We start from the raw sequence: 12420 nt of genomic DNA on the forward strand, positions 1-12420 counted from the left end.
TATAAAACCTCTGTGGCAGGTGCTTTACGCGGTGAAGCGGATTTTAGAAAAGTGCGCGATGTAAAATCGCTCCTACCTACAATATAAAACCTCTGTGGCAGGTGCTTTACGCGGTGAAGCGGATTTTAGAAAAGTGCGCGATGTAAAATCGCTCCTACCGGCAACATAAAGCCTCTGTGGTAGGTGCTTTACGCGGCGAAGCGGATTTAAGAAAAGATCGCGATATAAAATCACTCCTACCTACAATATAAAGCTTCTGTGGGAGCCGCTTTACGCGGCGATACTGATTTAAGAAAAGATCGCGATGTAAAATCGCTCCTACCAGCAACATAAAGCCTCTGTGGTAGGTGCTTTACGCGGCGATACTGATTTAAGAAAAGATCGCGATGTAAAATCGCTCCTACCAACAATATAAAACCTTTGTGGGAGCCGCTTTACGCGGTGAAGCTGACTTATGAAAAGCTCGCGATGTAAAATCGCTCCTACCTACAATATAAAACCTCTGTAGGAGCCGCTTTACGCGGCGATCTTGTCCTATACTTACGTTAGCACTTATTAACGAACTCAAGGAGAGAGTCATGCCACATAGCTGCCGTTTAAGAAAAGGTCGGGTTTCATCGGCAGGTCAATATTATGCAATCACCATTTGCTGTAAAAACAAAACTGCTATTTTTAATAACCTCGCAGTCAATCAACTTGTTATTCGCGAAATTTACCACCTTGAGCAGGATAACATTATCAAATTAATTGCCTATACGCTGATGCCCGATCATTTACATCTTTTGTTTCAACTAAAGGATGTGTGTTCCTTATCTGATACCATTAAGTCGTTAAAAGGAAAAATAGCAACTAAGTTAAGAACAATGAATGTTAGGCAGCTATGGCAAAAAGGTTTTTATGACACCTGTATTTTGCATAACACCATGTTAAAAAACCAAGCAAGATACATAGTTGCAAACCCGCTTCGAGCTGGGTTGGCAAAACAGATTGGCGATTACCCTTACTGGAATTGTATTTATTTAAGTAATGGAATTGGGGATTTATAAAGTTGGTGATGCCTGTTTTAGGAAAAGATCGCGATGTAAAATCGCTCCTACCAACAATATAAAACCTTTGTGGGAGCCGCTTTATGCGGCGAGATTGTTGAAATGATCGCGATGTAAAATCGCTCCTACCGACAATATAAAACCTCGGTGGGAGACGCTTTATGCGGCGAGATTGTTGAAGTAATCGCGATGTAAAATCGCTCCTACCAACAATATAAAACCTCTGTGGGAGACGCTTTATGCGGCGAGATTGTTGAAGTAATCGCGATGTAAAATCGCTCCTACCTACAATCTGAAATCTCTGTAGGAGCCGCTTTACGCGGCGATCCTTCTTTTATTTACCGCCGACAGCTTCTTTAGCGAACAGGTGCTTAATAGGGCCGAGATTGTCGACCAAGCTTAGACCCACTCCCCGCACTAACTTTTTCAGCGGGTGATTGCCTTCGAACAGTTCTTTAAGCCCTTGCATCATGGCAATGTGCTTTTGGGCATCGGCTTTTCTGCTGCGCTCATATTGACGCAGTATCCGTGTGCAGGCAAATTGCTCTTGCGGTGCTGATAACAAAGTGATCAGATACGCAGCGTCTTTTAGCCCTAGGTTCATACCAAGACCTGCAAGTGGATGAATGGTATGTGCCGCATCCCCCATCAAAACGATACGCCCTTGCACCCACTGTTTTGCATAGCGCATGGTCAGAGGAAAAACATGCCTTTCGCCAACCAATTCGCACACGCCACACTGCATATCAATTGCTGCGCTTAAAGCTTTATTGAACGCCTCGCCCGACATGGCTTGTAGCTGCTTTGCTTTATCTGGTGCGGTAGACCACACAATTGAATGGGTGTATGGGTCATCAAGCGGCAAAAAAGCTAGCGGCCCATCGGGGAGGAACACTTGTCTTGCCGTTGCATCATGAGGCGCTGCGGTTTTTATCGTTGCAACCAGCGCATGGTGATCATAATCCCAATAAGTGATTGGCATATTAAACTGCTGACGAATAGCAGAACGAGCACCGTCAGCTGCTACCACTAACTTTGCCATCACCGGCTCACCAGTGGCTAAGGTTAACAGCAAATCAGAATCTGTTTGATGCAGGCTTTGATATTTGGTGTTCCACATCAGCTTAGCCGATTGCTCTGCTTCGAGCGCCATTAACAGCGCATAGCGAATGGCGTCATTTTCAATAATATGACCAAGCTCAGGTAAATCTAGCGATTCACTGTCAAAGGCGATTTTACCAAAGCTATCTTTATCACGTACATCCATACGAGTATATGCCGCGGCGCGCTGCGCTTTAATATCGGGCCATACCCCTAAGCGCTCAAATAACGCTTGGCTTGCAGCGCTTATTGCGCTTACGCGCGCGCTGTATTCTTGTGCCAATGGGGCTGGCTTTTCACCACTGTCTAACACTAATACCGAGATATTTTGCTGCGCAAGTCCCAGCGCCAGCGTTAATCCAATACATCCACCACCAACAATACATACTTGCACTTGTTGCATGCCAACTCCTTTATCCTTTATACCCCATCAATTGTTTAGCCAGTGGCGCTCTTGCTGTTTTGGACAGCGCCATGGTGAGTAGACCTAAACTGCGGCCTAAGGCGAACGTTCTTGATGAGTTTGAAAATAGTCGAACGAGCGCATCGGTTAATGTCATCACCGTGTTAATGTCTTGCGCTCGCGCCAGTTGATAAGCACGCGTAAATTGAAAGCTCCCCCACTTCTCGGGCGCAACGGCCTGACATTGTGAGGTAAGTACTTGAATATCTCTTAGGCCTAAATTAAAGCCTTGTCCTGCAATGGGGTGAATAGCATGCGCGGCGTTGCCAATCACCACAACGCGATGGTGCGTGAGCTGCTCTACCCGACCAAGTACCAGCGGATAACTGGCTCGCATGCCCACTTGTACAAAGCGCCCAGCGCGATAACCAAAGGCTTGTTGTAATGCTTGCAAAAATTCAGCTGGCGCCATCGCTTCAAACTCATTGAGTTTTTCATTAGGCATACACCACACCAGTGAATAACGGTTATCACTCATTGGCAGTAGCGCCATTGGGCCATGTTCAGTAAAACGCTCGAACGCCTGACCACCATGAGCTGAGTCAACCTGCACATTGGCGATCAACGCCCCTTGCTCGTAGCCTATGCTATCAAAGCCGATATTGAGTTTAGTTCGCGTAGGAGAGTTTGCGCCGTCGGCAACGACCAATAAACGACCACATACTTGCTCGCCATTATCAAGCGTTAGAAAAACTTGCTCAGGGCATTGTGTTATTTCAGTCACCTGATTTGGGCAAAATAGCGTGACGTTAAGGCCTGCGAGTTGCTCATGTAAAAAGCTGCCATAAGGATTGACTTCAACCACATAGCCTAAGGCTTGCTCACCATAATCTTCAGGCCGGATCCACGCTTTACCAAAGTGGCCTCTATCAGAAACATTGACCTGTGTGATTGGCTCAACGTATTGCCACTGGGGATTAAATAGATTTAGCTTGCCCAAAAATGCAACCGACTGTGCAGCAAGTGCAATACTGCGGTCATCAAAACTTGGGTGCTGTTTACCTTTCGGTGCGAAGGCTTCAATAACCGCAATGTTCGCCTGCGGAGAGGCTTTTTTCATGGCAATAGCGGCGCTGGCTCCTGCCATACCACCGCCAACCACGACGACATCAAACTGTTGCACGCAATGTGTCCACTAGTTATTCATTAATGCTTCTATTTCTGTGATGGTTTTTGGCACCAACGCGGTTAAATTTTCATAACCGGTGTCTGTAACCAACAAATCATCTTCGATACGAATGCCAATTCCTTTATACTCATCAGGAACTTGCGCATCTTCGTCAAAATACAAACCTGGCTCAATGGTGAGCACCATACCAGGTTCAAATGGACGATCCGCTTCGTCTAACTTATATTCACCAACATCGTGAACATCAAGACCAAGCCAATGACCCAAACCGTGCATATAAAATGCTTTACATGCCTGAGCATCTAACAGCTCGTTTACGTCACCCGCAAGAATACCCAAATCTACAAGTCCCTCAGTCAATACTTTCATCGCGACTTGATTTGCTTTAACTAACGTGCCACCGGGTTTAACCTCGTTAAAGGCGGCATATTGTGCTGCCAATACTAGGTCATATACTTTGCGCTGAGCATCAGTAAACTGGCCATTTACTGGGAACGTACGAGTTATATCTGCCGCATAGCCTTCCAGTTCACAACCCGAATCAATCAGTATCAAGTCACCGTCTTGTAGCGCGTCACAGTTGTCGGTGTAGTGTAAAATCGTTGCATTGATACCGCTACCCACGATGGTGCCATAGGCTGGGTGACGCGCACCGTTCATTGCATAGTGGTGGTGAATTTCAGCTTCAAGCTGGTATTCCGTCGCACTAGGCTTTGCAAACTGCATCGCGCGTATGTGCGCTTCTGCGCTAATTCTGCCCGCTTCGCGCATCACGGCGATTTCCGCATCTGACTTAAACAAACGCATTTCATGCACAAGTGGACGGACATCTTTGATTATCTCAGGTGCGCGATAGCCCTTTTTCGGCGCGCCACGTAGTGTGCTGAGTAACTGCCAAACCTTATCATCAAATGCGCTGTACGTGCCTTGACCGTAGAACAACACCTTGCGGCCATTCACAAGATTGAGTAGTTCATCGTCTAAGTCACTAAGTGCAAAGGTATGGTCAAGTTCAAGTTGCGACTTAGCTTGCTCATAGCCCATACGGCGACCATGCCAAATCTCAGCAACCTTATCTTTATTACGACAGAACAACGTAGACTGACCGTTGCCCTCGCGGTCTTTTGTTAATACTAAAACCGCATCAGGCTCTTTGAAGCCAGTGAGATAAAAAAAGTCACTGTCTTGACGAAACGGAAACTCAGTATCGCGGCTACGGGTTAATTCAACAGCCGCAGGAATAATTGCGACGGCATTATTATCAAGTGCTGCAATAAGGCGCGCACGGCGTGCTACAAACTCGCTGTTTTTAATCATAATTAATGTATCGTTTTTGATGTGCCAACAGACTGCGATTCTTTACCCATTTCGGCAAAGCACAACAGTGTAGAAACTCGGACATACTCAATCACTTCAAGTAATGCTTCTTGATCTTCGTTAGAGTCTTCAAAGCCGGTATCCAGCTTTGTGATCTCGCTAAAGTCGTTGATCACCTCTTTCACGTCTGAAGATAACTTGCCATAGTCTTTTTGCTTTAGACCAAAGCCTAGTAAAAAGCCCGATACCCAAGCTATCAAGGCATTCGCTTGGTCATGCAATGATTCGTCTTCCGGCGGTAAATATAGTTCAAACTGGAACTCACCGTCGTTGAAGTGTTCCGCGACTTGCTTATAAAGGTCGATGCAAAATTCCCGTATTGGCGCTGAGAATTTTTGACCGTCATTAAATACGTCGCTTAGTAACCCTAAATACTCAGAATCTTCGATATTCAGGCCACAGGCTAATAGCCCAGATATAGTGCCGTGAACTTCGGCAGGGGCAATAAATAATTCGTGTTTCTCTAATAGCAATTGAGCTTGCTGGTAGTCTTTGAATTCGCTCATGATACTTTCCCAAGCAATTGATACTCCAATGCTACCACCGCAGCCAGCGCAACTCCAACGAATTGTATGATCAACCTCAAAGCTGAACTAAAATTCACCACTTTTTACAACCTCAGTGTACAGGGAAAGTTTTGCACTTCCCTTTACATTGAGGTTGTGAGTGCGTGGCTTTTTATCTCAGTTTTACTTGCCGCTGGCTTCTACCTTGATTAACTCAGCGAGTAACTCTGGGTCTTGTGACATAGCAACGGGTAACTGCTGACTCAACGCCATGAAATTTTGATTGTGTGTTGATGTGATAGAGAGCGAAAGGGCGTTCATTCCCAAAGCAAAGTCATTGATAGCCTGTTGTACCTCTTGTGGCAAAAACATCATCTGTAGTTGCTGCGCAGCAGCAGCTCGAAAGTCAGCTAAGGTCATCCCCTGCTGAGCCACCTCCGACTCAATAAATTCTGAGAGCTTACCCTGATTATTGATGGTAAGCGCAAGAGACTTAAATTGCAGTGACTGCATCGCGGCCATTAATTGCGACTGTAATTGCAATTCCTGCTCAAGGCTTAATGTTTGACTATCCAGCTTCGATGCCGCCAACGAGACTTCCATCAATTTTTTACTGTTGCCTAAAGAGATAGTGAAGTCTCCTTGTGCTACTTCATCAGCTAAGACCATCAGCGCAAACTCACTGTCGCCAGATGCTTCATCAAAGGAGAAGCTGGTTTTCACATGATATGTTGCCGCGAGCAGCTCAGGTGAAGTACCTTGTGAAAATACATCAGCTTTACTGTTGAGTTTTATCCCAACAAATTCGAGCTCAGTGAGTGGGCTTATCTTGTCTTGCTCGTAACCGGCAATACTTAGCTTATCAATAGTCAACTCTGGAGCACTTTGCGCTAATGATGAAATCTGTAATTGTGTGATCTCTACATCCCGTGTCAACAAATCAACGGAGCTGCTGGCAAAATCAACATCAAGACCCGTGTCAGCTTCAAAACCAGCTATCTTTTGAGTGATCGCTTGTTCTATCTGGTCATTGACATAATAGTTTGCACCAACATATCCAGCGCCAGCTAAGGCTGCGGCCACCAATACTACTGTGGTTTTATTCATTTTTTACTCCGTTTTTAAAAAAGCGCCTCAAGTGCTTCACTTAGGCTCGAGACAGCAACGATTTCCATCCCTTCAATTTTTTCTTTTGGTTGATTTGCTTTTGGCACAATGGCTCGTGTAAAGCCATGTTTTGAAGCTTCACGCAAACGCTCTTGTCCGCTAGGTACAGGGCGGATCTCTCCACCAAGCCCCACCTCACCAAATACCACAAGCTGCCTATCTAGTGATTGATTTTTAAAGCTCGACACAAGCGCTGCAATCAAGGCCAGATCAGCGCTGGTTTCGGTGACTTTGACCCCACCCACCACATTGACAAAAACATCTTGATCCGACACTTGTAATCCACCATGGCGGTGCAACACAGCAAGTAACATGGCTAAACGGTTTTGCTCCAAACCAACAGTGACGCGACGTGGGTTCGCCAGTTGCGAATAGTCAACCAAAGCCTGGACTTCTACCAATAACGGCCTTGTACCTTCCCAAATCACCATCACCAAAGAACCGGGAGTTTGTGCCTCACCGCGATTAAGGAAAATAGCGGACGGGTTACTTACCTCTTTCAAGCCTTGACTGGTCATCGCGAAGACACCTAACTCATTGACCGCGCCAAAGCGATTTTTATTGCCTCGCAACGTTCTAAAGCGGCTGTCAGCGCTGCCCTCTAATAAGATTGAACAGTCAATACAGTGCTCTAGTACTTTCGGCCCTGCTAATGTTCCGTCTTTAGTCACGTGGCCAACCATGATAATGGCAACCTGATTTTGCTTTGCAAAGCGTGTTAAATATGCGGCGCTCTCTCGAACTTGAGAAACAGAACCCGGCGCTGATTGAATATCATTCATGTGCATAACTTGAATAGAATCTATTACCATGATGCTGGGCTTTTCTCTGAGCGCAAGCTGGCAGATGGTTTCTACGTTGGTTTCTGCTAACGTTTTTAGTTTATTAGTAGGCAAGCCCAATCGCGTTGCTCGCATGGCAACTTGTTGTAGGGATTCCTCTCCCGTCACATATAACGTATTCATGCTCTCGGCTAAGCGACACATAGTTTGCAGCAACACAGTACTTTTACCAGCACCTGGACTACCGCCGATTAATATTGCGCTTCCTGGAACAACCCCGCCGCCCAAAACACGGTCAAACTCGGTAAAACCAGTTGAAAACCTGGGTAACTGCTCAAGGTTTACTTCATCTAAGGTTTGTACTTTCGCTTCAACAAAGCCTGCATAACCTGAGGTCACGCCACCTTGTGGCGCAGCTTTAGCCGATGGAACCCGAAATTCCGTTACCGTATTCCACGCCTTACACTCAGAACATTGCCCTTGCCAACGCGCAAACTCTGCTCCACAATCGCTACATACAAATGCTGTTTTCTTTTTTGCCATAAATTACAGGTATATATCTTGCTTAAACATAATAATCGGTTAAGAATAAACTAATAATATGCCAATGTTGACATAATATTGGCGGTGACCCTAAGGTCACATTAAAACGAGCGCGTGTAAAACTATTTATGCCTGAAGATAGATTACAAAAATATCAGAGCTTAATTGATGATTTAAAGCTGGATCTTGGCGACCCTGCTTTTGATCGCATTTTTAAGCAACGCACTGCGGAGCTGTCCAAGCCAGATCAATTTCTACTGAAAATGGAAATGTCTAGGTTGTCTCAGCCCGTGGCTAGATTTATTGACCTCAGAGGACAAGTTGCTGGTCAAGTTAAGCCTTATGAATACGAGGGCAAACAGCATTTTATGGATGATGTTGCTATCGATGTTTTTGAGCAGGAAGTGGCAAGACATGGCGGCTATACCCTAGCTGTTTATGAAGCCGTGATGTGCACCGAAAACAACTACAAGGTGATGCAGAAGCAAGCAAAAGAGCGTGAAGAAGAAGTAGAAAAAGACGCTGAAAACCATAACTATACAAAGCTTATTCGGTTTGCTTCTTATGAGAGCCGCTCTGAAGAGCGAATGAATTACTCCATTAAAATTACGGTTGAGTTAGCACAAAACCAACCTAAGATTTCAGCCACAACTTCAGATATTTCATTAAGTGGTGCAAAAATAAAATTACCGACCAATCAGCAAGTTGACCCTGGTCAAATTATCTCAATACGTTTGGTTGGCCTTGAACAAGATTTTGAACTTGGTTTGAAAGAAGGGATCCAGTATGAGGTGGTCGCTGTTGAGCCTGGCACCATAGAATATAACCAAGTGCGTTTAAAAAGAACGTTTATCGAAAAAAACCAGGGATTCGATGACTTTTTAAACAGCTTTATTCATGGTAACAAACGTCGCTACAAAATTAATTTAGATAACACCTTAGATGCCGTAGTCTGTAAAGGTTATGAGCAGTATTATTTGCCACGAGTGTGCTCTTTGTTTGTTTTTCTAAGTGAAAAGCAACAAAAACTGTTTCCAAGTATGGTACTCACTAATGAAAATAATGCGGGTCTTAATTATTACTTTGAAGATGAAAAGAAACAATCAGCACTATACAGCGTATTCAACCAAAAGCGAGTGCAACGCCTACTTGAATTAACTGGTGCGGTAAAAGAGGCGGTATGCCATGTATTCACTCACTCAAGCCAAGGTAAAATGTATTTTTATTCTGCGTTTGATTTTGAGTTAGCCGAACTGCCGCAGCTTAACGATCTGTTTTTTGCCTTTGGTAGCCAAAAAGACAGTTTTAAAAGCTTTAAAGTGCAATTAATGCCAAGTCATCATGAAGATGCCTTTATTCCTTTATCCTTGCCTGCGAGCGCGGGGAAAAACGTTGAAAAGCTTAACAAACGCCCGTCACCACGAGTGCAAGGGTTTATCCAAAATGTAAAATACTTAATGCAATTGACCGACGTCACAACCCCGTCAATCAGCGAACGTTTTTTACACCTCAGTTATGAAAAATCGCTAGTCAATCAGCTCAAAAAGTTTGGCCACGGCAAGTCATCAACGCCACCTTCGCTCGAAGTCGTTGCATTGGAGTATGTTAATCTCAGGGCGCATCGCCGCTATCTCTATAAAACGGCAGCGATTGTCACGGTTGATGGTCATGGCGTATTCAATTGTGTTACCCGTGACTTTTCGGTTATGGGATTGCAAGTGGAGTGTGAAGAAGCGATCCCCGTTAAAAAGGGAGACTCTATTCACCTTGACTTAGTGGATCTACAGAAGCTAACTAAGCAGCACAATTTAACCAAGTTGCGCTATGAAGTTATGATGGTCAATAAAACCAGTACTATTATCAACTTAAAGGTGCAAAAAATTGGTCAGCTTGACCATAATGCAATGAGCTTCTTTAAAGTATTAATAGACAACAACAAAGACAAATTAGTTGCCTGTGACGAGGCGCCAAAAGTCCCGGGGTTATCCACAGCACTACGTAATATGGTGACAAAATCAGTATGTCAGTTTCCACTGTATTTGCACAAAGAAGCATCGCACAATACCGTTGGTGCTATCGGCCAAGGTCTGTACCCGACATCCTTGCACCACCTGCTCCACTCTTTTAGCGATAACAGTGACAACACCATAGATGCAAAAGCGATTTTTCCTGAGCGCTTTGTCGAAGAAAAGCTAAGTGACGTGTTAAAAGGGCAAACTAGGCAGGATAAGCCGCTGAAATTTTTGGTTTTTATCAAGTTTGACTCGGAGCAAAAAACACAGCATGAAGCGATAAGCTCACAAGTCATTGCACAAGAGGAATCACTTGATAGCTTATATCTATTCGCTAAAAAAGCATTGCGCAACGACCTATTATTCGTATATCAGCTCTACGTATCAAAAACTGGTCGCCCAGATATGGATTACTTGGCCAATGAATTGCGCTACGTCAGTCATTACGCGATTCATAAAGCCAAGGACTTAGAAGAAGCGCTGTGGTCAATTACAGGTGTCTGTGATTTGGTTGATGTAAGTGAATATGTGATCAATAACATGGGATTTGATGCACCACTTATTCACGCTATGGAAGAAAAGAAAAAACACTGGCTAGAAGCCAACTTTAAGCATTAGCCGTATGACGTTGTGGCAACGAGCGCATACGGCCGCTCTTGTCGATTCTAATTGTTATATAAAATGAGGTTATTCTATCCAGCCAAACAAAGTTAAAATAGCGATAATAACGAGATAAAATAAAATGTTGCGTTTAACCAAACGCATCATACAACTGGCCTCAAAGGTACACCCTAAAAATTGCTGTTCAATCTGTTCAGCTGCTAACGCTGTGGTTGTGATTATCTTTCGATTTGTGGTTTTGAAATCTAATACATGCTTTAGCCAAGTGGAGGTGCCCTTGGTGAAATTACCGATGATCAAAAAACCAAAACTGGCGATCCGTGCAGGTATCCAGTTAAGCCAATAAAACAGCCTACATAGTTGCTCAGATACATGCTGCATAGGCGGAGCCTCTTGCTCGTGTTGCCAGTGTACAACCTGCCTAACTGCCGCATACAACACCGCCCCCGGAGCACCAAGTGCCACGAACCAAAATATCACGCCACAATAGTGTTGAAAGTTAATCCAAGAAAGGGTCTGTCCAAAAGTCTCGCCGCCAGGCTCATCTTCCAGTTTATCTTGCCCCATCTGCCACGCATACAGTGATGCCGCCTCGTTATCACCTCGAGTTAAGGCATTTAAGTATCCTTTGTACAGCTTGCGATATTTGGCACAACCAAAACAAATCAGCAAAATACAAATATTGACTGCAAACTGCCAAACTGCAAAGTCGCTAAAGTTATAAATTAGCGCAACCGCTAAAGCAGGCAGCACAAGCCAAATCATAATACCCAAATGTGTTCCTAATATACCGCCTGAACGTGTCCATGATTTGGTTTTGCTGTGATAGTTTTGCAGATAAAAGTCAGCTTGCCAGTGCTGCGCACGGGCGCCGAGTCGTTCAATTATAAGCGCAATAATGATAGAAATTAGAATCATGCTTACTTAACTCTCTTGGTTATTTAACAAGGAAAAATAGTGTTGCCAATCAAAAGCAGCGCCGGGATCTGTTTTACGCCCGGGTGCAATATCGTTATGTCCCACAATACGATCATTTGTGATTTTTGGATAGTAATGCTGAAGCCAACGCGTTGTTTTTACTAAACTCATGTATTGCGCTTGAGTGTAGGCGATGGTGTCTGTCCCCTCTAATTCAATCCCGATAGCAAAATCATTGCACCCTGCTTTTCCCTGCCACTGGGACACACCAGCGTGCCATGCTCGCTCACTAAATGAGACATATTGGGTGATGCTGCCATCGCGTTTGATCACACAGTGCGCCGACACTTCAAGCCCTTTGAGATCAGCAAATGTTGGATGAGCATGACAATCAAGTTTGCCCATAAAAAGTGCGTCGATATAAGGCGTGCCAAAACACCCCGCAGGTAACGAGATATTGTGAATGACCAACAAATCAACCTCACACCCAATGGGGCGTTCATTATAGTGAGGTGATGCCGTTCGTTCTGCAAAAGGTAGCCAATTCAAAGTTTTAATTCCATGCTTTGGGTTAGCGTCGATTATAAAGACAAAATAAGACAAAAGGTAGGCGCAAATTTTAGCCACGTTATTACATTCTTTTTATCTGCCGGTATATCTTTATGCTGTGCGATGAAATTGCCTCCATCAATTGTACTCCTTTGCAAAGGCGCGTAAAATTCGACTATTGCAGCAAACAACAAAAAGACAACTCT

10 protein-coding genes are annotated in these 12420 nt (G+C 44.4%); 2 read left to right on the forward strand and 8 right to left on the reverse strand.

Features of this window, described 5'->3' with window-relative positions; all coding sequences use genetic code 11:
* Positions 1-578: 578 nt before the first annotated feature.
* Positions 579-1046, forward strand: a complete 468-nt coding sequence (locus HUZ36_RS20520; RefSeq protein ID WP_128732783.1) for an REP-associated tyrosine transposase — start codon at positions 579-581, stop codon at positions 1044-1046.
* A gap of 334 nt (positions 1047-1380) precedes the next feature.
* On the opposite strand, the gene HUZ36_RS20525 is transcribed toward HUZ36_RS20520, so the two are convergent.
* From HUZ36_RS20525 to radA, 6 genes are all read right to left on the reverse strand, one after another.
* The gene (locus tag HUZ36_RS20525; protein ID WP_176033856.1) at positions 1381-2550 is read right to left on the reverse strand and encodes an FAD-dependent oxidoreductase; all 1170 of its coding nucleotides are present in this window, start codon (positions 2548-2550) and stop codon (positions 1381-1383) included.
* Between the two features lie 10 nt (positions 2551-2560).
* Positions 2561-3733 carry a 2-octaprenyl-6-methoxyphenyl hydroxylase gene (ubiH, locus tag HUZ36_RS20530; RefSeq protein WP_176033857.1) on the reverse strand — a complete coding sequence of 391 codons (1173 nt, stop codon included), beginning with the start codon at positions 3731-3733 and terminating at the stop codon, positions 2561-2563.
* 12 nt (positions 3734-3745) lie between these two features.
* On the reverse strand, positions 3746-5056 hold the full coding sequence (pepP, locus tag HUZ36_RS20535) for a Xaa-Pro aminopeptidase (protein WP_176033858.1): 1311 nt from the start codon (positions 5054-5056) through the stop codon (positions 3746-3748).
* Positions 5057-5058: 2 nt separating this feature from the next.
* Positions 5059-5622, reverse strand: coding sequence for a UPF0149 family protein (locus tag HUZ36_RS20540; RefSeq protein WP_125250424.1), 564 nt, complete (start codon positions 5620-5622; stop codon positions 5059-5061).
* Positions 5623-5805: 183 nt separating this feature from the next.
* A complete protein-coding gene (locus HUZ36_RS20545; protein WP_176033859.1) occupies positions 5806-6729 on the reverse strand; it encodes a hypothetical protein in 924 nt (307 codons plus the stop codon).
* A 14-nt stretch (positions 6730-6743) separates the two neighbouring features.
* The gene (gene radA, locus HUZ36_RS20550) at positions 6744-8114 is read right to left on the reverse strand and encodes a DNA repair protein RadA (RefSeq protein WP_125250426.1); all 1371 of its coding nucleotides are present in this window, start codon (positions 8112-8114) and stop codon (positions 6744-6746) included.
* A gap of 128 nt (positions 8115-8242) precedes the next feature.
* On the opposite strand from radA, the gene HUZ36_RS20555 reads away from it, so the two are divergent.
* Entirely contained in the window at positions 8243-10744 is a 2502-nt protein-coding gene (locus HUZ36_RS20555; protein WP_176033860.1) for a PilZ domain-containing protein, read from the forward strand.
* A 69-nt stretch (positions 10745-10813) separates the two neighbouring features.
* Here the strand turns inward: HUZ36_RS20555 and ampE are convergent, their stop codons facing one another.
* Together ampE and ampD are read right to left on the reverse strand one after the other, a co-directional pair.
* On the reverse strand, positions 10814-11665 hold the full coding sequence (ampE, locus tag HUZ36_RS20560) for a beta-lactamase regulator AmpE (protein ID WP_176033861.1): 852 nt from the start codon (positions 11663-11665) through the stop codon (positions 10814-10816).
* A gap of 6 nt (positions 11666-11671) precedes the next feature.
* The gene (ampD, locus tag HUZ36_RS20565; RefSeq protein WP_125250429.1) at positions 11672-12214 is read right to left on the reverse strand and encodes a 1,6-anhydro-N-acetylmuramyl-L-alanine amidase AmpD; all 543 of its coding nucleotides are present in this window, start codon (positions 12212-12214) and stop codon (positions 11672-11674) included.
* Positions 12215-12420: the final 206 nt, after the last annotated feature.

This window comes from Pseudoalteromonas sp. McH1-7 (assembly GCF_013366255.1).
In the GTDB taxonomy this organism is placed as follows: Bacteria; Pseudomonadota; Gammaproteobacteria; order Enterobacterales; family Alteromonadaceae; genus Pseudoalteromonas; species Pseudoalteromonas peptidolytica.

What these genes read in the sequence shown, in the direction of transcription:
- HUZ36_RS20520 (WP_128732783.1), top strand. Translation starts at nt 579, where the DNA reads ATGCCACATAGCTGCCGTTTAAGAAAAGGTCGGGTTTCATCGGCAGGT.
- HUZ36_RS20525 (WP_176033856.1), bottom strand. Translation starts at nt 2,550, where the DNA reads ATGCAACAAGTGCAAGTATGTATTGTTGGTGGTGGATGTATTGGATTA.
- pepP (WP_176033858.1), bottom strand. Translation starts at nt 5,056, where the DNA reads ATGATTAAAAACAGCGAGTTTGTAGCACGCCGTGCGCGCCTTATTGCA.
- HUZ36_RS20540 (WP_125250424.1), bottom strand. Translation starts at nt 5,622, where the DNA reads ATGAGCGAATTCAAAGACTACCAGCAAGCTCAATTGCTATTAGAGAAA.
- HUZ36_RS20545 (WP_176033859.1), bottom strand. Translation starts at nt 6,729, where the DNA reads ATGAATAAAACCACAGTAGTATTGGTGGCCGCAGCCTTAGCTGGCGCT.
- radA (WP_125250426.1), bottom strand. Translation starts at nt 8,114, where the DNA reads ATGGCAAAAAAGAAAACAGCATTTGTATGTAGCGATTGTGGAGCAGAG.
- HUZ36_RS20555 (WP_176033860.1), top strand. Translation starts at nt 8,243, where the DNA reads ATGCCTGAAGATAGATTACAAAAATATCAGAGCTTAATTGATGATTTA.
- ampE (WP_176033861.1), bottom strand. Translation starts at nt 11,665, where the DNA reads ATGATTCTAATTTCTATCATTATTGCGCTTATAATTGAACGACTCGGC.